This window comes from Bacteroides sp. AM07-18, assembly GCF_003602695.1.
Classification (GTDB): Bacteria; Bacteroidota; Bacteroidia; order Bacteroidales; family Bacteroidaceae; genus Bacteroides; species Bacteroides uniformis.
The window spans coordinates 42,030-68,601 of record NZ_QTLM01000013.1 but is presented as its reverse complement, the minus strand read 5'-3'; the positions used below and the strand labels follow the sequence as shown (position 1 = coordinate 68,601).

Below are 26,572 nucleotides of genomic sequence, written 5' to 3'. Positions count from 1 at the left end.
AAGAATGAGATTGATTGATTCACATTCCCATCTTTTTTTAGAAGAGTTTGCAGAGGATTTGCCTCAAGTGATGGCTCGTGCCCGTGAGGCAGGAGTCACGCATATTTTTATGCCCAATATCGATAGTACCACCATAGGACCTATGCTTCGGGTGTGCCGTGAATATAAAGGGTATTGCTATCCGATGATTGGATTGCACCCTACCTCTGTGGGTGCGGATTATGAAAAGGAGTTGGAAATAGTGGCCCGGGAGCTGGCTTCACCGAATGAATTTGTTGCGGTTGGCGAGATTGGTATGGACTTGTATTGGGATAAGACTTTTCTTAGAGAGCAGCAAAGGGTGTTGGACAAGCAGATTGAGTGGGCTTTGGAATACGGTTTGCCGGTAGTGCTGCATTGTAGGGAAGCGTTTGACCATATATATAATGTGTTGAAACCCTATCAGCAGACTCCTTTGAAAGGAATTTTCCATAGTTTTACGGGAACCTCGGAAGAGGCCTGCAGGATTATGGAATTTGCGGATTTCATGATAGGAATAAATGGTGTGGTGACTTTCAAGAAATCAACTTTGCCCGAAGTCTTGAAGAATATTCCTTTGGAACGCATCGTGCTGGAAACCGATTCCCCTTATCTGACTCCGGTTCCCAATCGAGGCAAGAGGAACGAAAGCGCATATGTTAAGGATACTTTGGTAAAGGTGGCCGGAATCTATGGGAACTCTCCTGAAAAGGTGGCCCAGGTTACTTCTGATAACGCTTTAAAAGTGTTCGGAATGCTCAAATAAGCTCTTTAAGATTTTAAAGTTTATTAATTTTGAGATTTTATTTAATATAAAACGGGGAGAATGAGGCAGAACAACAAAAAAAAGAATACATTTGTAGCTGAAAACGCTGGTGGTTCGCATTTTTTTTGTAATTTGCACCCGATTTCAGAAAAGGCGTCTATTGGAGAGATGCTCGAGTGGTTGAAGAGGCACGCCTGGAAAGCGTGTATACCCCTAAAGGGTATCCGGGGTTCGAATCCCCGTCTCTCCGCAGTGTGATAAAATGGAGATAAAACAACAAATTATAATAAATAAATTAATTAATTAATCTTAAAAATTAGACACACAATGAAAAAGTTATTTGCAATTGTTGCTGTGATGGGAGTCTTAACATTTGGCTCAACTCAACTTGCTCAGGCTCAAGATGCTCCTGCAGCTGAACAAACTGAACAAGCAGCTGTAGCACCTGCTGCTGACGCTGCTGCTCCTGCCGCAATGGAAGCTGCAGAAGGTGGTATCCACAAAGAACTCAAAACTAAGTTTATTGAAGGTACTGCATCTTTCATGAGTTTGGTAGCTATCGCATTGGTTATCGGTCTTGCATTCTGTATTGAACGTATCATTTATTTGAGCTTGGCTGAAATCAACACAAAGAAGTTCTTGGCTGCTATTGAAGCTGCTTTGGAAAAAGGTGACGTTGAAGCTGCTAAAGACATCGCACGTAACACTAGAGGTCCTATCGCTTCTATCTACTATCAAGGTCTGATGAGAATTGACCAAGGTATCGACGTAGTAGAAAAGTCAGTAGTTTCTTACGGTGGTGTACAAGCTGGTTACCTGGAAAAAGGTTGCTCTTGGATTACACTGTTCATCGCTATGGCTCCGTCTTTGGGATTCTTGGGTACTGTAATCGGTATGGTGCAGGCATTTGATAAGATCCAGCAGGTAGGTGATATCTCTCCGACGGTTGTAGCAGGTGGTATGAAGGTTGCCTTGATTACAACTATCTTCGGTTTGATCGTTGCCTTGATTCTGCAGGTATTCTATAACTACATCCTGGCTAAGATTGAAGCTTTGACCAGCGAAATGGAAGATTCTTCTATCTCTCTGTTGGATATGGTTATCAAATATGACTTGAAATACAAAAAATAATTAAGATGGCTAAGTTATCATATAAAGTATCATACTATGCACTGTATGTCATGTTCGCTATCATCTTGGTAGTGTTGGGCATGTTCTTCTTCGGTGGAGATGCTCAGGGCGATGCAGTGTTGGCAAGCGTTGACGCAGAAATGTGGCAACCGGCTCATACAGACGCATTGATTTATTTGATGTACATTCTGTTCTTTGTAGCTATTATTGCTACCGTGGTTGGTGTTTTGTTCCAATTTGGAGCTGCACTGAAAGACAATCCGGGAGCAGCGTTGAAATCTTTGATTGGTTTGGTTATATTGGTTGCAGTTGTTGTTATTTCTTGGACTATGGGTAGTGAAGAACCACTTGTTATTCCGGGTTATAGCGGAACTGAGAACGTACCTTTCTGGTTGAAGCTTACTGACATGTTCCTTTATTCTATCTATATCTTGTTTGCTGGTACAGTCTTGGCAATCATTTTTAGTAGCATTAAGAAAAAATTATCATAATCAATTGAGGTAACTCAATTTAAAGATATAATTACAATGGCTAAAAAGAAAAGAGAAGTTCCTGAAATTAACTCAAGTTCTACTGCGGACATCGCTTTCTTGTTGCTGATTTTCTTCTTGATTACAACATCTATGGATACCGACCGTGGTTTGGCAAGACGTTTGCCGCCTCCACCGGAAAAGGACCAGAAGTTGGACGATGCAAAGAAGAAGGAACGCAACGTATTGCAAGTCTTCTTGAACATGCAGGACCAGTTAATGTGCGGGAATGATTATATTACTGTTGACCAATTGCGTGCAAAAGCAAAAGAATTTATTGCCAATCCGTATAACGAAGATACAAAACCGGAAAAGATTTCTAAGAATGTTCCTTTCTTCGGTACAGTACAAGTGACGGAAGGCCATGTGATTTCTTTGCGTTGTGACCGTGGTTCTTCATACAAAGCATATATGTCTGTACAGAATGAGTTGGTAGCAGCTTATAACGAGTTGCGTGATGAATTGGCTCAGGAAAAGTGGCAGAAGAATTATATGGAGTTGGATCAAGAACAACAAGATGCAATTCGTGAAATTTATTCTCAGAAGATTTCTGAGGCAGAACCTAAAAAGTACGGAGAAAAGAAGTAATGGGAAAATTTAATAAGACTGGTAAACGTGGAATGCCGGCGTTGAACACTTCTTCTCTGCCTGACCTTATCTTCACCTTGTTGTTCTTCTTCATGATTGTAACAACGATGCGTGAGGTAACATTGAAGGTTGAGTTTAAGGTTCCGCAAGCTACAGAATTGGAGAAACTTGAAAAGAAGTCTTTGGTTACGTTTATCTATGTAGGAAAACCTACTGCCGAATTTCGTAAGAAGTTAGGTAATGAGAGCCGTATCCAGTTGAACGACAGCTATGCTGAAGTTGCTGAAATTCAAGATTACATTATTGGTGAACGTGCCAGTATGAAGGAAGAAGATCAGCCGCAGATGACAGTGTCTTTGAAAGTTGACCAAGATACGAAAATGGGTATCGTAACAGATATCAAAGAAGCGCTTCGTAAGGCTTATGCTTTGAAGATTAACTATTCTGCGCAACCGCGTCAGTAAAAGTTAGTTTAATGATATAATAAAGGTCGTTTCATTTGTTGAAACGACCTTTATTGTTTTAAGTATATTGTTTTTTTAAGATTTCACATTATATACTTCGCGGTAGATGTGTTCCTTTACAGAGTCAAAATCCTTTCCACATTCTATATCTCCATAGGCCATGATGAGCATAGGCAGGTAGTTGTCGCCTGTTTTATAGGGTGGTTGTTGGTAGGGCTTTTCCCATAAGGAGAATCCTTGCCGTTGATAGAAGTTAATGCGGCGTTTAGCCATTTCTTCTTCGGGTATTTCCACTTCCAAGACGATGGGATGTTTTAAGAGTTGGCATAAATGGTTTAGTACGCTCTTTCCATATCCGCCGTTACGCTGTGCGGGGTCAATGGCAAAATGCTCTATATAGTAAAAATGTCCGAAATCCCAGTAAGTGATGAGACCTACCGGGGTGTTGTTATGGAAGATGATATTGTTATAGAAGTGCGTTTTGGTATCTGTATACTTGCGCAATTCCTCCAGTTCCCGGTACTCCTCTGAAGGGAATGATTGAGTCATTAATTTCTCCATGTAGCTGTACAAGTCTGTGTCAGCTGTTGTAATACGTTGAAGTCTGATCATAAGTTCTTTTAGTTTAGTTTGTTTTTATTCAGTATAAAATTCAATGACGCGGCAGATGGCCCGTTGGCAGACCGGGCAGAAAGTAGGGTATTCATTGGTGCGCATGCGGCAATTGTCTGCCGGACGGTAGATGCCTTTGGCAGAATAGCCAGCTCCTTCATATACGCCTACGGGATATGTTCCACTTTCAGAAGAGGGAGTAGGAACGGGAGTTCCTTGAGCAAGCATATCTTTCCATTTGGAAGTGAAATCGATTCTTGTGCTGATGTTCTGTTCCCAGGGTTCCACATCTAGTGGATAGGTATCTGTCATCACGTCATTGTCGTAGAAGTATTCATCGGCCAGTCCGCCAAAGCTATGCCCGAACTCATGTACCACAACGGGGCGGAACATGGGATGGTGGGCGGTAGTAAGGGTATAGGAATTATAGATTCCACCGCCTCCGTATTCTTCCGTATTGGCAAGGATGATGATGTGTTCATACGGTATTCCCGCCAGCGCATCGTGTATGGATTTGACACGGGAGGTTGTCAGATACCGGTCTGAATAGAATGTGCTGAAATGAGAGCTGAATGCTGTCCGTTTCCATTCTCCGAGGCGTGGTACGCTTACTCCGCTGTCTTCGGAGGGGCTGGCCACTGCTACAATGTTGAAGTGCTTTTTCATGGACCGGAAGGGTTCGTGGGCAAACAGACTTTCGCAGGCAATGGCTGCGTCTTCGTAGAATACCGGCATCTCTTCGGGAGTATATCCTTCTGCAAGGATGGCTACGTCGATGCATTTGGCCGTATTGCCGCTTTGCAGCAGATATTTATGTGGTGTGATGTGGGCAGTACCTTTCTGATGTATCAGGATGTCGTCGGGACTGACCGTATGTTTCATGCTTGCCCGTACATTTCTACGCGGGTCGAGAAGTGTTATTTCTATTTCTGCAGGACGGAGGGGATAGGGAAGGAGAAAGGTGTTTTCGAATCCTTTGGTCACCGCTTTGGCTTCATCCGTTTCCAGCCACTCCTGGAAGAGCGAAGAAAAGGATGTTTTGTAGATTACGCTGCCATTGGCTGCATCTCGCATAATGATTTGTCCGTTTCCTTGCAGGGGCAACTCAGATAAATGATGCTTCCTTCCTGCCCAAGAGGGGAGACAAGACAATCCGTCCAGGCATATCTCTTGTTTGGCTGCATTTCCGGTAAAGATATAGTCGACACGCAGGGTTTTATCTGCAAAATAATCGGCAAAACTTTGGGCATGCAAGGATATTGCTGCCATCAGGCATAATAGGAATAAGGAATACTTTTTCATAACGGTTCATTATTATTGCTACTACAAAGATAATATCTTTAAAGCTCATCTGCAATTTTCCGGTCGTGCGAGATGGAATTTTGCATATGCACTTTGAAATGCCTGATATGCGGTATTATTCTTTTTTTTGTAAGAAAAGTTATAAACCGTATTTTTATTGGCGAAAAAATAGCTAACTTTGCATGTTGCCGTATAGATATGCGGGAGATATAGTAATTTATTAATCATTAGAATTTGAAATGGGACATCATCAGTTGGATACTTTAGACGAACAGATTTTAAAACTTATAGCCGATAATGCACGCATTCCTTTCCTTGAAGTGGCTAGAGCTTGTAATGTATCGGGAGCAGCCATTCATCAGCGCATTCAAAAGCTGACAAACTTAGGTATATTGAAAGGTTCTGAATATGTGATTGATCCGGAGAAGATAGGATATGAAACATGCGCCTATATCGGTATCTATCTAAAGGATCCTGCTTCTTTTGATGCTGTAACGAGAGCATTGGAAGCTATTCCCGAGATTGTGGAATGCCATTTTACAACGGGCAAGTATGATATGTTCATAAAGCTTTATGCCCGCAACAACCATCATTTGCTGAGCATCATACATGATAAGTTGCAGCCGCTGGGACTGGCGCGTACGGAAACCTTGATTTCTTTCCACGAAGCCATCAAGCGGCAGATGCCTATAACGGTAGAAGAAGAGGAAGATTAATTTTACCGGTGGATATAATCGACGAATGCATAAGGGCAGGGATGCTTCTCATCTGCGGGATGGGACTCCCTGCTTTTTTCTTGCCATACAGTCGGAGCGACTTCGGGAAAGTAGGCGTCCACCTGAGGGGCTTCTGCATCCACTTCGGTCAGGCAGAGGGTATCTGCAAAGGGGAGTGCCTGGCGATAAACGCTTGCACCGCCGATGATGTAGACGTGTTCGTCGGGCTGGCAACTGCTTAGTGCTTCTTCCAATGAGGGAAAAACTTCTGTACCGGGACAGATCAAATCTTTTTGAGTGGACAGAACAACGTTGCGGCGGTTGGGAAGCGCACCTTTGGGGAGAGATTCAAAAGTCTTTCGGCCCATGATGATGGTATTTCCCGTGGTGAGGGCTTTGAAACGCTTCAAATCATTGGGAAGCCAGAATAACAACCGGTTCTGATAGCCGATACCTCTCTTTCTGTCTACTGCAGCAATAATACTAATCATATGTGTGTAAAATTCTTTTCTCTTTCTATCTTTTTATTGTAGGATTTATACTGACACTTTCCCTGCAATATGCGGATGCGGGTTATAGTTGACCAACTCAAAATCCTCGAACTTGAAATCGAAGATGTTTTTCACATCCGGATTGATTCTCATCTGCGGCAAATCCCGCGGTTCACGAGATAGTTGGAGCTTTACCTGCTCCAGATGGTTCAGATAGATGTGGGCGTCTCCTAAGGTATGGATGAAATCTCCGGCTTTCAGTCCGGTGACTTGCGCCATCATCTGCAGGAGCAGGGCATAGGAAGCAATGTTGAAGGGCACTCCTAAAAAAATGTCCGCACTACGCTGGTACAGTTGCAGGCTCAGCCGTCCGTTGGCGACATAGAACTGGAAGAAAGCGTGGCAGGGAGGGAGGTTCATGTTGTCCAAATCGCCTACATTCCATGCGCTGACTATAATCCGGCGTGAGTCGGGATTGTGCTTGATGGTTTCTACAGCTTCGCTGATTTGGTCGATGAATCCACCTTTATAGTTCGGCCAGGAGCGCCATTGATACCCGTAGATATGTCCCAGGTCACCGTTTTCGTCCGCCCATTCGTTCCAGATGCGTACACCGTTGTCCTGAAGATATTTCACATTGGTGTCTCCTTGGAGGAACCATAGCAGTTCGTATATGATTGATTTCAGATGCAGCTTCTTGGTAGTAAGGCAGGGGAAGCCTTCATCCATGTTGAAACGCATCTGGTGGCCGAATACGCTGATGGTGCCGGTACCCGTACGGTCGCTTTTCTCTACGCCTTCGGTCAGTACGCGGTTCAGCAGGTCTAAATATTGTTTCATGATGTAGCTCTGTTTTTATCCGAACGCAAAGGTAGGGGAATTAATTAATAATTAATAATTAATAATTAAAAATTAGAGGAAGGGGGTCATCAAGTTCCCCACCCAGCCTACGAATTTCTTCCATCCGGAACGCTTTTTCCAGACTTCGGGAGTGAGCAGTGTACTGTTTTGCACGTCCCGTTCGAACATGGCATTCAGCTCATTGGTGATCTTGGGGTCGAAGATGAAAGCGTTTGTCTCGTAGTCATAGCGCAGGCTGCGGCTGTTGAGATTGGCAGTACCCACCGTGCAGAAAGTGCTGTCTACCATCATTATCTTGGAATGGTGGAAGCCGCCGTTGAAGAGATATATCTTGGCTCCTTTCTTCATCAGCTTGTGTGCTATGTAGAATGAGGCATCCGGAGTAAAGGCTATGTCCGACACGGCAGGTATCATGATTTCCACTTCAGTACCTTTTTTCAGTGCGTTCTTGATTGCCTTGCGGATTGATTTGGTCGGAACGAAATAAGGATTCACGATTCGGATGCTCTTCTGTGCGGCTTGTATGGAAGCTGCATAGGCATGGCTGATGGAGCGTGGTGTTTCGCGTGGCGTGCGGTCCACGATGGCTATTTCTTCGGCAATACTGTCGGGCAGTTGCTGAGTATCCGGGAAGTAGGCAGGTCCACCTACGTGTTGTCCCGTTTCCCGGTTCCACATGGTCAGGAAGATGCCCTGCAGATAGCGCACGGCATCTCCTTCAAGATGTATGTGCATATCGTGCCATTTACCGATTTTAGGCAATCCGTTGATGTAGTAGTCGGCAATGTTCATGCCGCCGGTATAACCTATCTTTCCGTCAATCACTACTATTTTCCGATGGTCGCGGTGTATGGCATGATTCACCCAGGGAAAAGTGATAGGATCGAACTTAACGATTTCGATGCCTTGGGCGCGGATGGATTTCAGATGGCGTTCTTTCAATGGTTGGTTGTTGGACCAGTTGCCGAAGGCATCGAACATGGCGCGGACTTCAACTCCCTCCTTGACTTTCTCTGCCAGAAGGCTGAACAAGGCATTGGCTATGGAGTCGTTGCGGAAGTTGAAGTATTCCAAATGGATATGATGCCGGGCATGGCGGATATTCTCGAAGAGATCGACGAACTTGTCATGGCCGGTCATCAGCAATTTCACTTCATTGTTATAAGTGACGGGGGCGCCCATTTCCTTCAAGTAATTCATGACAATGGAATCGCTTGTTGCTTGCGCCCCGGCATTCCCAATAGAAAAAACGAATAATATGATGAATAGAATTTTTCTCAAAACTTTCTCCTCTTAGTTAGTTTTATGAGGGGACAAAGATACGATTTATCATTGAAAAACAACTATGCCATAGATGAAATCTTGCGGTAACCGAAATAGAGCAATACCACTCCGGCAATGATTAACGACTTGGGGTCAAGCTCCGAAGCTCCGCTCCGGATGGCAGTATCGAAGGTTTCGCGCAAGGTGTCCAGTATCAGCTGCACTCCGTCGAGGGAGACGAACAGTACGAGGGCCAGAGTAAAGCAGAATGCTGTCCATATCTGCGCCAAGTGGCGGCTACGGTCGGGCAGATGTCGCAGTACGCGGCGGCTGAACCCGTTATCGGCTATTTCCTGCCGGTGTTCGGCAAAGAATGAAGTCAGGAGTTTATCATCATTTTCCATCATAACCATTTTGTTTTAAGTAGGAAGCCATTTTGTCTTTCGCCCGCGAGAGGTGGCTTTTTACCGTTCCCGCCGGACATCCGGTGATACCTGCAATCTTTTCGATGCTTTGGTCTTCCATGTAGAAGAGCGTGATGCAGGTGCGTTCCATTTCCTTCAGTGTGGCCAGGGCACGGTAAATGTCCATGTGCTGTCCCACGTCCTGCTGCAGTGTGCTGCATTGAGCGTCCACTCGGTACGTATCCAAATCGTCCGTTTCTTTCCGGCTGCGAATATAATCATAAAAAACGTTATAGGCAATACGGTAGAGCCAGGTTGAGAAGCTGGACAGATTCTTGAACGAAGCGATGTTTGTATAGGCCTTGATAAACGTATCTTGTGCCAGGTCGTCACTCAACTCGCTGTCGCCGCAGGTCTGGTGCAGGAAGAACCGCCGCACGGGCGACTGGTACTTCTTTACCAACTGGTCGAAGGCCCTGGTGTTGTGAAACACCACGACCTGTGCGACTAACGATATGTCACCCATCTGACTCATTTTTCTTCGTTCTTCTTCTGTTGGCTGTAGAAAATCACCAATTGTCCGAAGCCGGTGAACATGACGAGTAAGCCGATACATCCGAGACCGAATTCTCCGGTAATGGCCCAAAGGAAGATGAACAGGCCGATGCCGACGAATATGTTGTTGATGCCTTTGCTGCGGATATCCGTTGCTGCGGCTTCTTTGAAGAAGTTTTCAGGCAGTTGCTGTCCGCTGGCCAGGGCCTGTTCCGCCAGGCGGTACTTGGCTTTCCGGTTTTTATAGCGGAAGAAGAATACTACGAATATGATGAGTAGCGGCAGTCCGAATACAAAGACGATGGCTGTTACGGCAATCACGGTCTCCGAGGTCTTGCTCCCGAGGTCGAACCCGTTCCAGTCCATACTGCTGTGGTGGGTTCTCCATTTTTCCGGAGCATCGCTACTGCCGGTACCGTTTTCATAAGTCATGATGCTGAGTGTGTCTGTTACGGTTTCTCCATTGATGACAGTGTCTCTCAATTCGATGACTCTTTTCTTGTTCCCCTGACCGTCGTTCTCTGTTACGGTTCTGTTTGCGCCTTGCACCAGTGTGCAGAACATCATGGCGAGCATTAATCCAAAAATGATACGTTTCATAATCTATGGTCTTTTAATTTGTTTCTTTGTTGGTTAGACGTGTCGTCACCTTTATAAAGTTGCAAAGAGAAGATATTTTTTTTAGAAAACCGGAAATAAGGCGATATTTTTCCGTGAAAATGTCTTATTGTCTTTTTTCCGGAATAACAAGAAGTAGGTATTTGCGACTGTAAATAGAGGTAAATATACAAACCGGGTTGTTTCTTATTGTAAATACTGTTATCTTTGCGCATCTGTTTTTATTGGGAAGTCTTGATGAAGTTGAGGAATATAATGAAGTGTTTCCTCCCTCTGCTGTTCATTGCCTATCTGGGAGGAATTACGCTGTTTACCCACTCGCATGTGGTGAATGGTGTTATCATTGTGCATTCCCATCCATTCAAGGGCCAGCATGAGCATACAGAGGTGCAGTTGGAAACCATTTTCTATCTAGCCTCTTTCGTCTCTTCTTCCCTTCCGTTGCTTCCGGTTGCCGCGACGGTTTTCCTTGTTTTGTTGTGTGTACTGAGCATTCTTACCACGGAATGCATCAAGTGTGTAAAGCTTCGTGGCGGTATTTGCCTGCGTGCTCCCCCTTCTTTTTTTCAAATCCGATAGATTAAGGCAATTCCGTTGTGGGATTGCGTCAACCTCATTGATTAACATATTATTTTAGAAGTACATGAAAAAATATATATTTTTTGTGGTGGGAGCAGTATGTCTGTTACTCTCATCAACCGTTTATGCCGAAGATTTGAAGAGTACCGATGCCAATATTGTCGGTCATGTAATAGAAAAAAGTACAAGGGAACATTTGCCTTATATGACAGTTTCGCTGAAAGGCACCACCATCGGGACCATGACCGATGCCACCGGTCACTATTTCCTAAAGAATCTGCCTGAAGGTGAGTTCACGTTGTCCGTCAGTGCCGTAGGTTATAAGTCGCAGGAGCGCAAAGTCGTTCTGAAACGTGGTAAGACCTTGGAAGAGAACTTTGAGTTGGAAGAAGACATGGTGGCACTGGACGGGGTGGTAGTCACAGCCAACCGCAATGAGACTGCCCGGCGCTTGGCACCCACTTTGGTCAAAGTGGTCACTCCTAAACTGTTTGAGCAGACAAACTCGCATACTTTGTCGCAAGGACTGGCCTTTCAGCCAGGTGTGCGGGTGGAGACCGATTGCCAGAATTGCGGTTATTCACAAGTGCGCATCAACGGGCTGGATGGGAAATATACCCAAATATTGATAGACTCACGTCCCATCTTTTCCTCTCTGGCCGGTGTGTATGGGTTGGAACAGATTCCCGCCAACATGATAGAGCGTGTGGAAGTGGTGCGTGGAGGTGGTTCAGCCTTGTTCGGTTCTTCGGCCATTGCCGGGACGGTGAATATCATTACGAAGGAACCGATTCGCAATTCCGGTTCTTTCTCGCATACCATTTCCAATTTCGACGGTTCCGGCTCGTTCGACAACAACACGACCCTGAATCTTTCCTTGGTTTCTTCGGACAGTAAGATGGGGGCTTATGTGTACGGCCAGAGCAGGCATCGTTCGGCATGGGACTCCAACGGAGACGGTTTTTCCGAATTACCGAAGCTGAAGAACCAGACTGTCGGTCTGAATGCTTACTACCGGACAAGTGCCTATTCCAAGCTGAGCCTTGAATACCATCATATGGAGGAATTCCGCCGTGGTGGAAGTGGCTTCAGCCTTCCCCCTCATATAGCCGAGGATGCCGGATTGAACGGTACCGGGGCGCCCGGACTGGTGGAACAGCTGAAACATTCCATCAACACGGGTGGGCTCAAGTTCACGGCTTTCTCCAAAAACCAGAAACATACGTTCAGTACCTATGCTTCGGCTCAGCACATCGTGCGCAATAGTTATTACAGCGCTTATGGAATGACTACGGACTTTACCGGTGTGCTGGGTGCCCAGTATATTTATCATTTTGACAAGTGTCTGTTTATGCCTGCCGATTTGACCGGAGGCATTGAGTTCAATCACGACAATCTGCATGACAAGGCAACGGACGTACAGAAGTATCGTGATGCTGCTTTGGCCGAAGATCCTACGGCAACGGGTGACCGCTTGCAACAACTGATTGAGAAATATACCCCCGCCCCGTTGAACCAAGTGGTGAATATAGCAAGCGTCTATGCCCAGAATGAGTGGAAGAACGAACAGTGGAGTTTCCTGATTGGCGGGCGCGTAGATAAAAACAGCATCATGGACAAGGCTGTTTTCAGTCCCCGTGCCAATATCCGTTACAATCCTACTCAGGATGTGAATATCCGTTTCAGTTATGCTGAGGGATTCCGTGCTCCACAAGCGTTTGATGAAGATCTGCATATCAGTAATGTGGGTGGAGAGTTGGTTTCCATTGTCCGCGCCAAAGGATTGAAGGAAGAGCGTTCGCGCAGCTTCAATGCTTCGGTAGATTGGTACCACTATTTCGGAGATTTCCAGGCAAACCTACTGGTGGAAGGCTTCTACACGAAACTTTCCGACCCGTTTGTCCTGACGCCTCCGGTGAAAGACCCGGATGGTAGCGCTTATCTGATACAGACCCGTATCAATGGTTCGGGAGCTAAAGTGTATGGCGGCACATTGGAAGGAAAGGTTGCCTATAAGGATAAGGTTCAGTTGCAGGCAGGGCTGACGCTTCAACGAAGTATCTATGACTCTCCCGAAGAATGGAGTGCGGATGAGGAGCACTTGTCGGAGAAAGAACGTTACAGCGACAAGATACTGCGTACTCCCGACGTCTACGGCTACTTTACAGCTACCTATATGCCGGTTAAAGCCTTCTCAATAGCTTTGAACGGCAATTATACCGGGCGGATGTACGTTCCCCATTTGCTTTCGGAGGTGAACGGTGAGGCGGATGTATTGGTAAAGAGTCCGGACTTCTTTGAGCTTGGAACAAAGATAGCTTACGACTTTGATTTTCAAGGGTTCTGTTTGCAGCTCAATGCCGGTGTACAGAATATATTCAATTCTTATCAGAAAGATTTTGATAAAGGAGCGAGCCGCGATTCCGGTTATATCTACGGACCGGGTGCACCGCGTTCCTATTTTGCAGGGGTGAAACTCAGTTTTTAAAAAGAGTATTGAACCGTGCTTTTTGTTTAGCCCCGTAGATTGGTGAAACGTATTTTGCACTATCTTTGCTGCCATAAAACAGTTCAAAGCATGAAGCTACCCTCATCTTTCACCGATTATACACGCGCCCTCTTGGGTGTGGAAGAATATGAAAAGCTGGCTGCCGCCCTGGAAGGGGAGCAGCCGGTCAGTATCCGACTGAATGAAGATAAATTACCGGAATCTTCATTCAGTCTTTTTCGTTCCTCTTTTAGGCATGTCCCTTGGTCTACTGCCGGATACTATCTGGACAAGCGGCTGACATTCACTTTTGACCCGCTGTTTCATGCAGGCTGCTACTATGTGCAGGAGGCTTCGTCTATGTTTGTGGAGCAGGCTTTGAGGCGGTATGTGGGCGAAGGACCGGTGGTGATGCTTGACCTCTGTGCGGCTCCCGGCGGGAAATCCACGCATGCCCGTAGCGTGTTGCCCGCAGGCAGTCTGCTGGTGGCCAATGAGGTAATCCGCAACCGCTCGCAGGTATTGGCGGAGAATCTTACGAAGTGGGGGCATTCCGGTGTGGTGGTCACTAATAATGACCCGGCAGATTTTTCTTCCTTGACGGACTTCTTCGACGTCATATTGACGGATGTCCCCTGCTCTGGCGAGGGGATGTTCCGTAAAGACCCCGTTGCGGTAAGTGAGTGGAGTGGGGAGAATGTGGAAATCTGCTGGCAGCGCCAGCGTCGCATCGTTACGGATATCTGGCCTTGCTTGAAGTCCGGAGGCATTCTCATCTACAGTACTTGTACCTATAATACAAAGGAAAACGAAGAGAACATCCGTTGGATACGGGATGAATTCGGGGCGGAGGTATTGCCGTTGGAAATTTCTACTGACTGGAATATTACGGGTAATCTATTGTCGGGAGAGGACTTTCCCGCCTATCGTTTCCTGCCCCATCGGACGAAGGGGGAAGGATTCTTTTTGGCAGTTCTCCGCAAACCGGGCGTGAGCGATGGGAATACCTGGGCCGGGCAGGTGAAATCCTGGGAAAAAGGAAGAAAACCTCAAGGAAAAGGAGCGAAAACTCCGGGTGTTTCCAAAGAACAGCTTTCGGCACTGCATGAGTGGTTTGCGGTTCCGGATAATTACGAATTTATCGTCAATGGCAACAACGTCAGCGCTTTCCCTAAAGCGTATCTCTCCGAACTGTCGGCTTTGCGTTCGTCACTCCGTATCGTGCAGGCTGGGGTAGATGTTGCCGAGTTGAAAGGAAAAGACTGGATGCCTGCTCATGGGCTCGCCATGAGTATAGCACTGAATCCGGATGCCTTTGCCCATGAAGAGATAGGCCGCGAGCAGGCCATCAGCTATCTGCGCAAGGAGGCTGTTGTCCTTTCGGAGACTGCTCCGCGCGGCATTGTCTTGCTCACCTACAAACAGATACCTCTAGGATTTGTCAAGAATATAGGTAACCGTGCCAATAATCTTTATCCCCAGGAATGGCGCATACGCAGCGGATATTTGCCGGAAGGGGTGCTGGAATTGGCAACAATAACCGGGTGAAATCAATCACGTTACTGCAAAGCTGCTGTATATATTTTGCAGTAGCACTGCAGAGCTGTTGCAGTGACACTGCAAATATATATGCAGCGCGACTGCAACACATATGCAGTGGTGCTGCAACACATATGCAGTGCGACTGCAAAAAATATGCAGAACTTTGCAGTATGATAATAGAGTAGGAATGTACTATTTTTTATTGTTTCTTCAATGCAGTATTTTGTTTGTTCAAGCATTTTCTATATATAGATAACTGTTTTAAAACTAATACTATTTGCTTATGCTTAAAAAAACGATTACTGCCTTAAGCCTACTTTGTATCCTTGCAGCCTGCCAGAGTGACGACAACTCTTCACCACAACCCAAGCCTCGCAAAGACATTGCCTTGACCCGTGCCGAGCAGGAGATGATGGATTTAGGAACGGATTTCGCTTTCCGTTTCTTTAATCAGGTTTGTAAAACTGAGGTGGAAAAGCCCAATCTGTTCATCTCTCCTTTGAGCGCTTCGCTCTGTCTGTCTATGATTGCCAATGGAGCGTTGGGAAACACACTATCTGAGATGACAGATGTCCTGGGCTTTTCGGGCTATTCGTTGGAAGAAATGAACAACTATAATAAGAAGCTGGTGGAGGCGTTGCTCGATTTGGACAATACCACACAGTTGGGAATTGCCAATTCCATCTGGATAAAGAAAGGGTTCGGTGTTCATGACGACTTTGTAAGCGTAAACAAAAAGATGTATGACGCGCAAGTGCAGGAGCTGGATTTTGCCTCTCCCAAGGCTCCGGACATTATAAACGGCTGGTGTGCCGGGAAAACGAATAATTGCATCCCCAAAGTCTTGAATGAGATTCCGGAGACGGCGCGTCTTTATCTGTTGAATGCGCTTTATTTCAAGGGGATTTGGAAGAATCAATTCAAAAAATCGGATACGGCAGAAGAGGCTTTTACGAATGCTGACGGAAGCAAATCGACTGTACACATGATGAATCTTCGTGACGAGAGATTCAACTATGCCGAGAATGAGTATTTCTCAATGGCAGAGTTGCCTTACGGCAATGAGGCTTTCAGTATGGTGGTGCTCTTGCCGGCAGAGGGAAAATCGTTGGATGAGTGCCTGCCGCAGCTGAATGACGAGCGCTGGGGGGAATGGAACAGTAGTTTATCAAGCTCTGCCTTGAACCTTAAGTTACCCCGGTTTGAAATGGAATATGATAAAGAACTCATTGACGATATGATGGCAATGGGAATGCAGGAGGCTTTTACTCCATCGGCCGATTTTTCCGGAATGGCGGATGAGGATTTGTTTATCAGTTTGCTGCAACAGTTCACTTATGTGAAAGTGAATGAAGAGGGGACGGAAGCTGCGGCTGTAACTGTCGGAGGAATGGACGTGGCCGCTCCCGGACCAAGTACGGTAATTCCGTTCTATGTGGACCGTCCTTTCATCTTTCTGATAAAGGAGAAGAGTACGGGAGTTATTCTGTTTATGGGTAAAGTCACAAAACTATAACTACAATATATTGAAATAGAAAGAGCTGTCTGTCAACCGCAGACAGCTCTTTCTATTTATAACCGGCTCTTGTATATCTGTGCCATTGCCTTCTGATACTGGTTTTCCAGTTGCAGGAGGTTTGTCTTGCTTTGATAGACAACCGATATTTCAACGAAGTATTCAATCATACTGATTTGTCCTCCCATAAGTGCTTGTTTCAGTAAAGAAAGGTCTTGCTGTTGATGGAAGGTGCGCTCGTATTCCTCCATGGAAGCGTGCAGGTTCTTGGCCTCTTCATAGAGTTGCCACAAGGCAGAGCTGGCTTGCAGTGCGGCGTTCTCCTTTTGGTAGTCAATGTTGAGCGCTTGTGTCTTGGCTATCTTGACCTTATTGCGGTTTTCGAAAAGCGGGAAAGAGAAGCCTACTACTACACCGTTTAGCGGATGCCCCGATTCGGTATTTCTACGGTAACCCAGTTCCAGTTTGGGCAGCCAGCCTTGCTTGCTTGCCGAAATCTGTTTCCGGGCGGCAGAACTTTCACCCTGCAAGGATTGCAGGGTGGGGTCTGAAGCCAGCAGTTCGTCGGCCAGCGGGTGGAAGTCGGCCGGCAACGGCACTGCCGGGTATTCTGTCAATCCGAGTGTTTGGGCGTCGGGTGTGGTATCGGGTCTGGGACGTCCCGGTGTGAGCGGCTGGTTTCCGTTGAGGACAAGCAGCTCTTTCAGTTTATTGTTAAGTGCCGTCTGGTTCATGCGGGCTTCCGTGCGTACATTCAGCAACTCCAGATTAATCTTGTTGGTTTCCAGTGCATTGGCATCTCCCGTTTCCAAACGCCGGGTGTACATGGCCGACAGTTCCTCCGCATTCTTCAACCGTTCGTCGAGCAGGGCTTGCTGGCGTTGCAGCATGATGATGTCCAAGCATACTTCCTTCGCTTGCAACAATATCTGCTGGCGGAAGGCGGTGGCTTGTGCATCCAGTGCATTTGTCTTGAGTCGGTTCATCTTCCCTCGGGTGGCGTAAAGCGTGGGGAAGTCGAAGCTTTGCGAGATGACCATTTCGCCGACTGTCTCGTCACTGTTCTTGGAGTCCCAAAGGTGGGCGTATGACAGTGTAGGGTCGGGGAGGTTGTTGTTTGTCTTGTTCTCCAGTTTTTGTGAGGAAATGAGGTGGGAGTTAGCCTGCAATTCCTTGTTGTTGGCCTCTATCTGCTGGAGCACGGCATCAATGCCGGACGTTTGTGCGCTCATCCCCGCAAAAGCGAGGATGGCGGCGCTGAATATGAAAAATCTTTTATTCATTGTCTGACGTTTTAGGTTGTTGGTTATGGTGCATCATCAGGTAAACAATCGGAATGATGAAACCGTTCAGGAACGTGGATGTTAAAAGGCCGCCCAAGATAACCTTTGCCATCGGGCTTTGTATCTCGTTGCCCGGCAGGTCGCCACTGAGAGCCAGCGGGATAAGTGCCAGTGCACTGGATAGGGCGGTCATCAGGATTGGATTCAGACGGTCGAGCGAACCGCGGATAACGCTGTCGTAGACGCCATAGCCTTCTTCCTGCTGCAAGTGGTTGTAATGGCTGATGAGCAGCATTCCGTTTCGGGTGGCGATACCGAACAGTGAGATGAAACCGATGATGGCGGGGATACTCACTTCTCCCGTTGTGATGAGCAGGGCGAATACACCGCCTATCAATGCCAGCGGCAGATTGATAAGGATGATGGCACTCTCCTTCACACTGCGGAATTCATGGTAGAGGAGCAGGAATATCACCACGATGGACATGAACGAAGTAAGTGCCAGCGTGCGGCTTGCTGCCTGCTCGCTTTCGAATTGTCCGCCGTATTCGATGTGGTATCCTTCCGGCAGTTTGATTTGTGCGTCTACCTGGGCTTGTATATCATTGACTACACTTCGCAGGTCGCGGTCGGCCACGTTGGCGGAGATGACGATTTTACGCTTTACATTCTCGCGGCTGATGGTGTTCGGACCCATGGCCGAGCGGATTTCCGCTACATAGTTCAGTGGAATTTTCTGTCCGTCGCCCGTATCAATCATCAAGTTGCGTATTTTTTCCATTTCGTCGCGTAGGTTGTCTTTCACGCGTACGGTCAGGTCGAAGCTCTTTCCCTTTTCGTAAACTTGGGAAACGGCTTCACCGGCCAGGCAGACATTGACAAACTCCGAAAATTCGGGCAGTGAAATGCCGTATTTGGCAAGCATTTCCCGTTTGGGTGAAATGACAAGTTGCGGACGCTCAATCTGCTGTTCCACGTTCAGGTCAGCAATACCGGGAATACCCTGGATGGCACTCTTGATTTCATTGCCCAGAGTGAACATGCGGTTCAGATCGTCGCCGAACAGTTTGATGGCGATGTTCGCCTTTGTACCGGATAGCATGGCGTCTATACGGTGGCTGATAGGCTGGCCTATTTCCACGTTTGCCCCTACAATGGTACCCAGTTTTTCGCGGACTTCTGCCACGAGCTCGCTGCGTGAGCGGTCTTTCAACTCAAACGGTGCCTCGATCTCAGAGACGTTTACTCCCAGAGCGTGTTCGTCCAGCTCTGCACGTCCCGTTTTACGGGCCACGGTCTGTATTTCGGGGATGGAGAGCAGCAGCTCCTCGGCACGGTGCCCCATCTTGTCGCTTTCTTCCAGGGAGATACCCGGAAGCGAGGAGATATTGATGGTGAACGAACCTTCATTGAAAGGCGGCAGGAACGAGCGGCCCAGGGTGAAGAAACAGCCGAGTGCCACTACAAATAGTCCGATAATACCTCCAAGTACCCCTTTCTTATGCCCCAATACAAAAGTCAGTGCTGAACCATACCATTGCTTCATCTTGCGTGCTACGGCAGAATCGCTGTTTTCGTTATTTTGTTTTTTCGTTTTCTCTTTTCCCAATAGATAGGAGCAAAGTACCGGCGTTACGGTCAGTGCCACAACGGTTGAAGCCGCCAATGCCACGATGAATGCAATGCCTAGTGGTACCAACATCCTACCTTCCATACCACTAAGGAAGAACAGTGGTACGAAGCTGACAATGATGATCAGCGTTGAATTGAGGATAGGCATACGCACTTCTTTCGAAGCATTGAACACCACTTCCAGAATAGGAAGTTGCTCGCCGGCAGGTTTCAGTCGGTTTTCGTGCAAACGCTTGTAGACATTCTCCACGTCCACGATGGCATCATCCACCAGCGAACCGATGGCGATAGCCATACCTCCCAGGCTCATGGTATTTATCGTAAAGCCCATATAGTGCAGGGCAAGGATGGAGGCAATCAGTGACAACGGCAGTGTCACCAGCGAGATGACTGTGGTACGTACGTTGGCAAGGAACAGGAAAAGCACGATGACAACGAAAATACCTCCCTCCAACAACGACTTCTGAACGTTTCCGATGGAACTTTCGATGAAACGGCTTTGACGGAAGATGTCTGTGGAAACCTTTACGTCCGCCGGTAGATTCTTCTGCAGGTCTTGCAGGGAAGCTTCCAGTTTGTCTGTAAGCTCCAGCGTGCTTGTGGCGGGTTGCTTGGTGACTGTCAGCAGTACGGCATGCTTACCGCGTTCCGAGGCGGTACCCAGTTTAGGAAGTTTGGCTCCGATTTGAACGTCGGCAATATCTTCCAGCAGGATAGGGGCGCCGGAGACTCCGTTGCTCCGCACCACGGCCTTGGCTATCTGGTCTACCTTGTCGGTAGAAAGTACGCCGCGTACGATATATTCATTGCCATATTCATAGAGTACTCCACCATTGGCATTCAGGTTCATTTCGCGGGTGATGTTCATCACTTCGCTCAATGTCACGCCGTAATGGCGCATCCGTTCCGGGTCCAGCTGCACTTGATATTCCTTGATGTCGCCACCCAGTACGGCAACTTGTGCCACACCGCCCGTAGAGAGCAGGCGGGGACGTATGGTCCAGTCGGCAATGGTACGCAAATCCAGCATAGAGGTCGAATCTGCTGTCAGACCTACAATCAGCATCTCGCCCAAAATGGACGATTGTGGGCCTAGTGTCGGCTTGCCTACGTTGGCCGGTAAGGATTCGCTGACGACTGCCAGCTTCTCACTGACAATCTGCCGGGCAAGATAGATATCTGTATCCCAGTCGAATTCTACCCAGACTACAGAAAAACCGTTCGTTGAGGAAGAGCGTACACGGCGCACACCCGTTGCACCGTTTACAGCCGTTTCTACGGGAAAAGTGACCAGCTGTTCCACTTCCTCTGCTGCCATACCATTTGCTTCGGTCATGATGACCACGGTCGGCGCATTGAGGTCAGGGAACACATCCACTTCCGTATGCATGGCGGTATAAGTACCGCCAATCAGCAACAGCACCGATGCTACCAGCACCAGGATGCGGTTCTGAAGAGAAAAACCAATTATTTTGTTTAACATCTTTTTATTTACTATTTACAATGTACAATTGGGCTGCGCAATGTCAGCCGCACTTGCTGTTTTATCTAATATTTCTTGTTTATCTGACTTTACACTCCCCATTCGTCACGTAGCCCTTATACTGCATAGCGAAATGGTACTTTGTAAATTGTCAAATTGTACATGAGATTAGTGTTCATGGCTATGTGCCGGAATAGCATTCGTTGCCGATGCCAGCTTCACTTGATAGGCTCCTTGGGTTACGACGCGATCGCCTGCTTTTATGCCGGAAAGGATTTGTACACTTTCGCCATTGTCGGCACCCAGGGTGACAAGCTGTTTTTTGTAGCCCTCTTCATCCAGTTGCAGGTAGACAAAGAAGCTGCCTTGTTCCTCGGTCAGCGCACTGTGAGGAAGAGACAACACGTTCTCCATTGGTGAGGATAATAGGAATACTTCTACAAACGAGCCGGGAATAACGTCTCCCTTATTGTCGAATTCAAAAGTTACGGGTACATAATATCCGTTCTCACCCGAAGCCTTTCCATAAGAAAGCATGCGCCCGCCCAGTTCTTTCAATGTATATACCTTATTATTATAAGGAGTACAGAAGTTGGCAGAACCGATGCTGTTTAGGTAAGGATAGTACTTTTCGGATACATCCGCACGCAGGAAAAGCTTGCGGTTCTGGGTGACGCTTACCAACGGCTGGCCGACGCTGACGTAGTCCCCTTCTTTCACCAACAGATTCTTCACATAACCGCTGATGGGAGAAACAACAGCCTGGCCGCTTGCCGAATGGTTCTTTGCGACTGCCTCGTAACTGATACGGGCATTTTCGTAAATCTGTTCGGCTTGCGCGAATTCCTTTTCAGATACGATTTTGTTGCCTACAAGCGCTTTCATACGCTCGTATTCTTTTTTGGAAACCTCGTAGGCTATCCGGGCTTTCTGCACCGGGTCTCCGTCGGCCATGTTTTTGGATGACAATACCACCAAAGGAGTACCTTTGCTGACACTCATTCCTTCGATAACTTTTCCCTTGAAGGAAACCACGCCTGCTACTGTAGCTACGGCTACGCTCTCGTCTCCCTGGGCTGCCATCACCTGGCCGCTGGTCTTGATGACTTGATGGAAACTACCCGGTTCAACAGTGCTGACTGCTACGCCGGCAGCTTGCGCCTTTGCTGGTGGCAGGATGATTTCATCGCTTCCTCCGGCATGGTTTTCCTGCTCTTCGTGCTCATGGTTGTGTCCCTCATGTTCGTGGTCATGTCCCTCGTGGTCATGTCCGTCATGATTGTGCTCTTCTGTTTCGTGATTATGTCCTTCGTGGCTGTCTCCGGACTTACTGTTACAGGAGCCTAAAAGGAATAATCCCAAGACTCCCATGAAAATAACTTTTTTCATGATGATATTTGTTCTTACTTTTTGATTTTGAATACAAAGTTAGGGCATAGGGCGTGCAACCAAATTGCATTGTTCCTTATGCCGGATAGAAATCTGTCCCGGTGATGTTCCGGTAACAGTTAAGCAAGAAGAGACGGAGGGGCACGAAGTCCCGTAGCACATATGATAAATGTGCTATGAAGAGATTCCAGATAGATATACTCCTGCCTGCTTATGTCAAACTCGGGTAGGATGAGTAACTTGGAAAAAGGTTCAATGAGTAGGGTGACTGCCCACAAGGCATCCGGATGTGCACACACATCATTGGAAGAGCTGGGCGTCTGTTGTACAAAGTGGGTTGTCATGCATCCCGTGTCGCAACAGCAGTGCTCGTTGCCCGGGCTATGACGGTGTCCGCAGCAATCGGCGGTGATATCATTCTTCATGCATATCATTCCGTCGGCATGATGATGGTGGGGAATGACGGGTATCACCAGCATTATCAAGCTGATGAAAAAAAGAATATAGGTTATGTACTGTTTCTTTTTCATTCCTCTATCTTTGGACGGATGCAAAGATAGAGGTTAAGGACTTAATTACCAAATAGAAAATGCTAAAAAGGTTTGAATAACATATTCAATCCCTCATTCATGCTGGGGTGGGTGAAAATGAAGTCCCGCAGGAAATGGTAACGCTGTCCCGTTTTCATGATTGATGCTACGGTATTGATTACTTCTGGTGCATCGGCACAAAGTAGGGTACAACCCAGAATCCGTCCGGTATGGATGTCTACAATAGCTTTGAGCATACCGTCTATGCTGTGTAGCGTACGGGCACGTGGAATCATGGCAGCAGGGATACGTGCCACATGTATGGAATAACCGTTCTTCATCGCTTCCTCTTCCGTCAGTCCTATATGTGCCAGCGGTGGGTCGGTGAAAATGGCAAAGGGGATTGGATACCGGTCTTTTGTACTCCTTTTTTTGTTTTCAAAGAGTTGATTACGGATGATACGGAAATCATCGATGGACAAGTAGTCGAACTGTTCGTCTCCTTTTACGTCCCCCAGGACCCATACGTGTGGGGCTGTAGTCCGTAATTGGTTGTCGACAACGATGGCTCCCCGCTTGTCTGTTTGTATACCCGCTTTTTCCAGATTCAGCTCTGCAGTCATAGGCTTGCGGCCGATGGCTACCAGCAAGGCATCTCCTTTCAGGTAGTAGGGAGTGCCGTTTGCACTGTCCGTATAGGTCAGAGTTATTCCTTCGGCTGTGTCGTACACGGATTGGACACGGGCGTTCAACCGGACATTGATACGTTTTCGGTTCAATGCTTCCAGCATGGAGGCGGCAATGTCGCGGTCCACTTTAGGCAGAAAGCGGTTTCCCGCTTCCAGCAGTGTGACATGGCTTCCAAAGCCTGCATACATAGTGGCAAACTCCAATCCGACAGCACCGCCGCCGATGACGAGCAGGTGTGCGGGCAGTTTGTTCGATTGCAGCAAGGTCTCACTGGTATATACGTACTTGCTCTCCTTGAGTCCGTCGATGGCAGGCAGGATAGGGGTGGACCCGGTGTTGATGAATATCTCTTTTCCCTCAAGAATCGTTTCGTCCTTGCCGGAGACTATACGGATTGTATTTTCGGACAAGAAAGAAGCAGTTCCGTCATAGAGGGTTATATTAGGCTTGTTTTTTACATTTTCATAATTTTTCTCACGCAGGAAGGATACAAGCTTGTCTTTCCGCGCCACGGCAAGTGCATACAGTTTGGACTGGTTCTTATAATCGTCATAGTATCTTTTTTCCGCATATTCCGATTCGTGAATCAGAGCTTTGGTAGGGATACATCCTACGTTTACACATGTTCCTCCGTACATCTGAGGGGAACGTTCCACGATGGCTACTTTCCAATTCCGTTCGGCCAGTTCGGCGGCCAATAACTTGCCGCCCTTGCCGAATCCTATTATGATGGCATCATATTGTTTCATTTTAATATCTCTTAGTTAAGTGTTTAGTAAAATGAAAACAATATGTATCGGCCATTTGTTCGGACGCCGGGTTTAGCAGATGCTTATCGTTCCAGTTCGCGGAGGGAGTCCATTTTCTTCTTTTCAAGGAATTCGTAGATGCCGCTCAAGTGCTCTTTCACTTGTTTGTTGCCGAATTCATATACCTTGCTTACCAGTCCGTCCAGGAAGTCACGGTCGTGGCTGACGAGGATAAGGGTACCGTCAAAATCCAGTAACGCTTGCTTCAGGATATCTTTGGTTTTCATGTCCAGATGGTTGGTCGGTTCGTCCAGTATCAGCAGATTCACCGGTTCGAGCAAAAGCTTTATCATGGCGAGGCGCGTGCGCTCTCCACCGGAAAGCACCTTGACCTTCTTCATGGACTCTTCGGGGCCACCGAACATGAAGGCACCCAGCAGGTCGCGTATCTTGTTGCGGATTTCTCCTTTTGCCACATCGTCGATGGTCTGGAATACGGTCAGGTTCTCATCCAACAATGAGGCCTGGTTTTGTGCGAAATATCCAATCTGCACGTTGTGTCCTATCGTGAGGGTGCCTTCATGTTCTATTTCCTTCATGATGCACTTCACTAACGTTGACTTTCCTTCACCGTTCTTACCAACGAAAGCAACCTTGTCTCCCCGTTCTATGGTGAGGTTGGCATTCTTGAAGACCACATGGTCACCGTAACTTTTCCCTACTCCCTCCATGATGACGGGATAATTGCCTGAGCGGGGAGAAGGAGGGAATTTGAGGCGTAACGCTGAAGTGTCTTCTTCATCCACTTCCAGCAGTTCCAGCTTCTCCAGCATTTTTACGCGGCTTTGCACTTGCAGGGTTTTGGAGTAGGTGCCTTTGAACCGTTCGATGAATTCCTTGGTTTCGGCAATGAACTTCTGCTGGTCGTCGTAGGCTTTCTGTTGCTGTTCGCGGCGTTCCTTGCGGAGTTCCAGGTATTTGGAGTAGTTTACTTTGTAATCGTATATCCGTCCCATGGTCACTTCAATGGTACGGGTGGTGATGTTGTCTACGAATTTACGGTCGTGGCTGATGACGATGACAGCCTTTCCATTGCTGATAAGGAAATCTTCCAGCCATTGTATGGATTCTATGTCCAGATGGTTGGTAGGCTCGTCTAGCAACAGCACGTCAGGTTTTTGCAGCAACAGCTTGGCAAGCTCGATGCGCATGCGCCATCCACCGCTGAAGTCACTGGTCTGGCGGTTGAAGTCTTCGCGTACAAAGCCCAGTCCGAGCAGTGCTTTTTCCACATCCTCTTCGTAATTGGTGGAGTCGATGGCATAGAACTTTTCGCTTAAGGCGGAGACATTATCGATAAGTTCCATGTAGCTGTCGCTTTCGTAGTCGGTACGCGTTTCCAGTTCCTTGTTGAGGCGCTCTATTTCAGCTTCCATTTCATGCAGGTGGGCAAAGGCTTGCGCCGCTTCCTGGAATACGGTACGTCCGTCTTCCGTCATAAGGTGTTGTGGAAGGTAAGCTATGACACTGTCCTTGGGGGCTGAGATTTTTCCACGGGTAGGTTGTCTTACACCTGCCAGGATTTTCAATAATGTACTTTTCCCCGCTCCATTTTTACCCATCAGGGCGATACGGTCTTTTTCGTTGATAACGAAAGATACGTCACTGAATAAAGTAGTTCCGCCGAATTCTACGGCGAGTCCGTCTATAGAAATCATTATATATTTTTTTAAATGAGGTGCAAAGATAGTGCAAATCTATTATTTTTTATATCTTTGCCCCTATATAAACAAAACGCATAGGTCATGGAAATAGAAAAAGTGTCAGGAGATTACCGTCCGCTTATTCTGGTTGCGGAAGATGATGATAGTAACTTTAAACTGATAAAGGCTATCATCGGCAAGAAATGCGAGATACTATGGGCAAAGAATGGTGAGGAGATTGTAAATTTGTTCGAAGAGAACCGGGGTAAAGCGGAAGCTATTCTGATGGATATAAAAATGCCTATTATGAACGGCCTGGATGCTACGGTAATTATACGTAGGGAGGATAAGAATCTTCCCATCATCATGCAGACCGCTTACGCTTTTACTGCCGACCGTGAAAAAGCTTTGGAATGCGGAGCCTCAGAAGTATTGGTGAAACCTATCACTTTGTCTGCTTTGCGTACGTGCTTGAGCCGTTATCTGCCTAAATTGGTTTGGTAAGATTTTACTGATATAAAGAGAATACTGGATGATGAAGCATGTAACTGTTTGTCATTCAGTTCTTTTTTTGTGCATTTGTTTGAATGGGTGATGGCATAAATATTAAAAACGGGGGGAGACAAATAGGTCTGCTACAGTTGTTGCAGAGTCTTTGCGGAACTTGGT

General features: G+C 47.0%; 25 protein-coding genes and 1 tRNA gene. 12 read left to right on the top strand and 14 right to left on the bottom strand.

Annotated elements, in window-relative coordinates; translation table 11 throughout:
• Window positions 1-4: 4 nt before the first annotated feature.
• The 6 genes from DW096_RS14665 to DW096_RS14640 all read left to right on the top strand — a co-directional run bounded on the left by DW096_RS14665 (window position 5) and on the right by DW096_RS14640 (window position 3,497).
• On the top strand, window positions 5-784 hold the full coding sequence (locus DW096_RS14665; RefSeq protein WP_005827124.1) for a TatD family hydrolase: 780 nt from the start codon (window positions 5-7) through the stop codon (window positions 782-784).
• A 162-nt stretch (window positions 785-946) separates the two neighbouring features.
• Window positions 947-1,034, top strand: a tRNA-Ser gene (locus DW096_RS14660).
• Between the two features lie 77 nt (window positions 1,035-1,111).
• Entirely contained in the window at window positions 1,112-1,915 is an 804-nt protein-coding gene (locus tag DW096_RS14655; RefSeq protein WP_009037966.1) for a MotA/TolQ/ExbB proton channel family protein, read from the top strand.
• Between the two features lie 5 nt (window positions 1,916-1,920).
• Entirely contained in the window at window positions 1,921-2,406 is a 486-nt protein-coding gene (locus DW096_RS14650; RefSeq protein ID WP_005827118.1) for a hypothetical protein, read from the top strand.
• A gap of 36 nt (window positions 2,407-2,442) precedes the next feature.
• Complete coding sequence (locus DW096_RS14645) at window positions 2,443-3,033, top strand: biopolymer transporter ExbD (protein WP_005827116.1); 591 nt, start codon at window positions 2,443-2,445, stop codon at window positions 3,031-3,033.
• On the top strand, window positions 3,033-3,497 hold the full coding sequence (locus DW096_RS14640; RefSeq protein WP_005827114.1) for a biopolymer transporter ExbD: 465 nt from the start codon (window positions 3,033-3,035) through the stop codon (window positions 3,495-3,497). The genes DW096_RS14645 and DW096_RS14640 overlap by 1 nt, the downstream gene beginning before the upstream one ends.
• Window positions 3,498-3,572: 75 nt before the next feature.
• Here DW096_RS14640 and DW096_RS14635 read toward each other — a convergent pair whose 3' ends face one another.
• Both DW096_RS14635 and DW096_RS14630 read right to left on the bottom strand, forming a co-directional pair.
• Window positions 3,573-4,109, bottom strand: a complete 537-nt coding sequence (locus DW096_RS14635; protein WP_005827111.1) for a GNAT family N-acetyltransferase — start codon at window positions 4,107-4,109, stop codon at window positions 3,573-3,575.
• A 24-nt stretch (window positions 4,110-4,133) separates the two neighbouring features.
• Complete coding sequence (locus DW096_RS14630; protein WP_005833095.1) at window positions 4,134-5,411, bottom strand: IgA Peptidase M64; 1,278 nt, start codon at window positions 5,409-5,411, stop codon at window positions 4,134-4,136.
• A gap of 239 nt (window positions 5,412-5,650) precedes the next feature.
• Between DW096_RS14630 and DW096_RS14620 the strand changes: the two genes are divergently transcribed.
• Entirely contained in the window at window positions 5,651-6,127 is a 477-nt protein-coding gene (locus tag DW096_RS14620; protein ID WP_005827104.1) for an Lrp/AsnC family transcriptional regulator, read from the top strand.
• Window positions 6,128-6,129: 2 nt separating this feature from the next.
• Here the strand turns inward: DW096_RS14620 and DW096_RS14615 are convergent, their stop codons facing one another.
• From DW096_RS14615 to DW096_RS14590, 6 genes are all read right to left on the bottom strand, one after another.
• The gene (locus DW096_RS14615; RefSeq protein ID WP_008664019.1) at window positions 6,130-6,618 is read right to left on the bottom strand and encodes a dihydrofolate reductase; all 489 of its coding nucleotides are present in this window, start codon (window positions 6,616-6,618) and stop codon (window positions 6,130-6,132) included.
• Between the two features lie 45 nt (window positions 6,619-6,663).
• The gene (locus DW096_RS14610; RefSeq protein WP_005827101.1) at window positions 6,664-7,458 is read right to left on the bottom strand and encodes a thymidylate synthase; all 795 of its coding nucleotides are present in this window, start codon (window positions 7,456-7,458) and stop codon (window positions 6,664-6,666) included.
• Window positions 7,459-7,530: 72 nt separating this feature from the next.
• A complete protein-coding gene (gene cls / locus DW096_RS14605) occupies window positions 7,531-8,760 on the bottom strand; it encodes a cardiolipin synthase (RefSeq protein WP_005833088.1) in 1,230 nt (409 codons plus the stop codon).
• A 62-nt stretch (window positions 8,761-8,822) separates the two neighbouring features.
• On the bottom strand, window positions 8,823-9,149 hold the full coding sequence (locus DW096_RS14600; protein WP_005827095.1) for a DUF5056 domain-containing protein: 327 nt from the start codon (window positions 9,147-9,149) through the stop codon (window positions 8,823-8,825).
• Window positions 9,136-9,681, bottom strand: coding sequence for an RNA polymerase sigma factor (locus DW096_RS14595; RefSeq protein WP_009037971.1), 546 nt, complete (start codon window positions 9,679-9,681; stop codon window positions 9,136-9,138). The genes DW096_RS14600 and DW096_RS14595 overlap by 14 nt, the downstream gene beginning before the upstream one ends.
• Window positions 9,678-10,301, bottom strand: a complete 624-nt coding sequence (locus tag DW096_RS14590; RefSeq protein ID WP_005833085.1) for a DUF6249 domain-containing protein — start codon at window positions 10,299-10,301, stop codon at window positions 9,678-9,680. The genes DW096_RS14595 and DW096_RS14590 overlap by 4 nt, the downstream gene beginning before the upstream one ends.
• Before the next feature lie 255 nt (window positions 10,302-10,556).
• Between DW096_RS14590 and DW096_RS14580 the strand changes: the two genes are divergently transcribed.
• From DW096_RS14580 to DW096_RS14565, 4 genes are all read left to right on the top strand, one after another.
• A complete protein-coding gene (locus DW096_RS14580) occupies window positions 10,557-10,898 on the top strand; it encodes a hypothetical protein (RefSeq protein ID WP_008664012.1) in 342 nt (113 codons plus the stop codon).
• Between the two features lie 64 nt (window positions 10,899-10,962).
• The gene (locus DW096_RS14575; protein WP_005827082.1) at window positions 10,963-13,386 is read left to right on the top strand and encodes a TonB-dependent receptor; all 2,424 of its coding nucleotides are present in this window, start codon (window positions 10,963-10,965) and stop codon (window positions 13,384-13,386) included.
• A gap of 90 nt (window positions 13,387-13,476) precedes the next feature.
• Window positions 13,477-14,934: an rRNA cytosine-C5-methyltransferase gene (locus DW096_RS14570; protein WP_005827081.1), complete on the top strand. Its 1,458-nt coding sequence runs from the start codon at window positions 13,477-13,479 to the stop codon at window positions 14,932-14,934.
• 277 nt (window positions 14,935-15,211) lie between these two features.
• Complete coding sequence (locus tag DW096_RS14565) at window positions 15,212-16,444, top strand: serpin family protein (protein ID WP_005827075.1); 1,233 nt, start codon at window positions 15,212-15,214, stop codon at window positions 16,442-16,444.
• Window positions 16,445-16,500: 56 nt separating this feature from the next.
• On the opposite strand, the gene DW096_RS14560 is transcribed toward DW096_RS14565, so the two are convergent.
• From DW096_RS14560 to DW096_RS14535, 6 genes are all read right to left on the bottom strand, one after another.
• Window positions 16,501-17,727 carry a TolC family protein gene (locus DW096_RS14560; RefSeq protein ID WP_005827073.1) on the bottom strand — a complete coding sequence of 409 codons (1,227 nt, stop codon included), beginning with the start codon at window positions 17,725-17,727 and terminating at the stop codon, window positions 16,501-16,503.
• Window positions 17,720-20,842, bottom strand: a complete 3,123-nt coding sequence (locus tag DW096_RS14555) for an efflux RND transporter permease subunit (protein WP_005827071.1) — start codon at window positions 20,840-20,842, stop codon at window positions 17,720-17,722. Before DW096_RS14555 ends, DW096_RS14560 begins: the two co-directional genes overlap by 8 nt.
• Window positions 20,843-21,010: 168 nt before the next feature.
• On the bottom strand, window positions 21,011-22,231 hold the full coding sequence (locus tag DW096_RS14550) for an efflux RND transporter periplasmic adaptor subunit (protein WP_005833077.1): 1,221 nt from the start codon (window positions 22,229-22,231) through the stop codon (window positions 21,011-21,013).
• A 119-nt stretch (window positions 22,232-22,350) separates the two neighbouring features.
• Window positions 22,351-22,761, bottom strand: coding sequence for a DUF6769 family protein (locus tag DW096_RS14545; protein ID WP_118931089.1), 411 nt, complete (start codon window positions 22,759-22,761; stop codon window positions 22,351-22,353).
• Window positions 22,762-22,823: 62 nt separating this feature from the next.
• A complete protein-coding gene (locus DW096_RS14540; RefSeq protein ID WP_118931088.1) occupies window positions 22,824-24,200 on the bottom strand; it encodes an FAD-dependent oxidoreductase in 1,377 nt (458 codons plus the stop codon).
• Between the two features lie 83 nt (window positions 24,201-24,283).
• Window positions 24,284-25,918: an ABC-F family ATP-binding cassette domain-containing protein gene (locus DW096_RS14535; RefSeq protein ID WP_118931087.1), complete on the bottom strand. Its 1,635-nt coding sequence runs from the start codon at window positions 25,916-25,918 to the stop codon at window positions 24,284-24,286.
• 87 nt (window positions 25,919-26,005) lie between these two features.
• On the opposite strand from DW096_RS14535, the gene DW096_RS14530 reads away from it, so the two are divergent.
• The gene (locus DW096_RS14530; protein ID WP_118931086.1) at window positions 26,006-26,407 is read left to right on the top strand and encodes a response regulator; all 402 of its coding nucleotides are present in this window, start codon (window positions 26,006-26,008) and stop codon (window positions 26,405-26,407) included.
• The last annotated feature ends 165 nt before the right edge of the window (window positions 26,408-26,572 follow it).

What these genes read in the sequence shown, in the direction of transcription:
- DW096_RS14665 (WP_005827124.1), top strand. Translation starts at nt 5, where the DNA reads ATGAGATTGATTGATTCACATTCCCATCTTTTTTTAGAAGAGTTTGCA.
- DW096_RS14655 (WP_009037966.1), top strand. Translation starts at nt 1,112, where the DNA reads ATGAAAAAGTTATTTGCAATTGTTGCTGTGATGGGAGTCTTAACATTT.
- DW096_RS14650 (WP_005827118.1), top strand. Translation starts at nt 1,921, where the DNA reads ATGGCTAAGTTATCATATAAAGTATCATACTATGCACTGTATGTCATG.
- DW096_RS14645 (WP_005827116.1), top strand. Translation starts at nt 2,443, where the DNA reads ATGGCTAAAAAGAAAAGAGAAGTTCCTGAAATTAACTCAAGTTCTACT.
- DW096_RS14640 (WP_005827114.1), top strand. Translation starts at nt 3,033, where the DNA reads ATGGGAAAATTTAATAAGACTGGTAAACGTGGAATGCCGGCGTTGAAC.
- DW096_RS14635 (WP_005827111.1), bottom strand. Translation starts at nt 4,109, where the DNA reads ATGATCAGACTTCAACGTATTACAACAGCTGACACAGACTTGTACAGC.
- DW096_RS14630 (WP_005833095.1), bottom strand. Translation starts at nt 5,411, where the DNA reads ATGAAAAAGTATTCCTTATTCCTATTATGCCTGATGGCAGCAATATCC.
- DW096_RS14620 (WP_005827104.1), top strand. Translation starts at nt 5,651, where the DNA reads ATGGGACATCATCAGTTGGATACTTTAGACGAACAGATTTTAAAACTT.
- DW096_RS14615 (WP_008664019.1), bottom strand. Translation starts at nt 6,618, where the DNA reads ATGATTAGTATTATTGCTGCAGTAGACAGAAAGAGAGGTATCGGCTAT.
- DW096_RS14610 (WP_005827101.1), bottom strand. Translation starts at nt 7,458, where the DNA reads ATGAAACAATATTTAGACCTGCTGAACCGCGTACTGACCGAAGGCGTA.
- DW096_RS14600 (WP_005827095.1), bottom strand. Translation starts at nt 9,149, where the DNA reads ATGATGGAAAATGATGATAAACTCCTGACTTCATTCTTTGCCGAACAC.
- DW096_RS14595 (WP_009037971.1), bottom strand. Translation starts at nt 9,681, where the DNA reads ATGAGTCAGATGGGTGACATATCGTTAGTCGCACAGGTCGTGGTGTTT.
- DW096_RS14590 (WP_005833085.1), bottom strand. Translation starts at nt 10,301, where the DNA reads ATGAAACGTATCATTTTTGGATTAATGCTCGCCATGATGTTCTGCACA.
- DW096_RS14580 (WP_008664012.1), top strand. Translation starts at nt 10,557, where the DNA reads ATGAAGTTGAGGAATATAATGAAGTGTTTCCTCCCTCTGCTGTTCATT.
- DW096_RS14575 (WP_005827082.1), top strand. Translation starts at nt 10,963, where the DNA reads ATGAAAAAATATATATTTTTTGTGGTGGGAGCAGTATGTCTGTTACTC.
- DW096_RS14570 (WP_005827081.1), top strand. Translation starts at nt 13,477, where the DNA reads ATGAAGCTACCCTCATCTTTCACCGATTATACACGCGCCCTCTTGGGT.
- DW096_RS14565 (WP_005827075.1), top strand. Translation starts at nt 15,212, where the DNA reads ATGCTTAAAAAAACGATTACTGCCTTAAGCCTACTTTGTATCCTTGCA.
- DW096_RS14560 (WP_005827073.1), bottom strand. Translation starts at nt 17,727, where the DNA reads ATGAATAAAAGATTTTTCATATTCAGCGCCGCCATCCTCGCTTTTGCG.
- DW096_RS14555 (WP_005827071.1), bottom strand. Translation starts at nt 20,842, where the DNA reads ATGTTAAACAAAATAATTGGTTTTTCTCTTCAGAACCGCATCCTGGTG.
- DW096_RS14550 (WP_005833077.1), bottom strand. Translation starts at nt 22,231, where the DNA reads ATGAAAAAAGTTATTTTCATGGGAGTCTTGGGATTATTCCTTTTAGGC.
- DW096_RS14545 (WP_118931089.1), bottom strand. Translation starts at nt 22,761, where the DNA reads ATGAAAAAGAAACAGTACATAACCTATATTCTTTTTTTCATCAGCTTG.
- DW096_RS14540 (WP_118931088.1), bottom strand. Translation starts at nt 24,200, where the DNA reads ATGAAACAATATGATGCCATCATAATAGGATTCGGCAAGGGCGGCAAG.
- DW096_RS14535 (WP_118931087.1), bottom strand. Translation starts at nt 25,918, where the DNA reads ATGATTTCTATAGACGGACTCGCCGTAGAATTCGGCGGAACTACTTTA.
- DW096_RS14530 (WP_118931086.1), top strand. Translation starts at nt 26,006, where the DNA reads ATGGAAATAGAAAAAGTGTCAGGAGATTACCGTCCGCTTATTCTGGTT.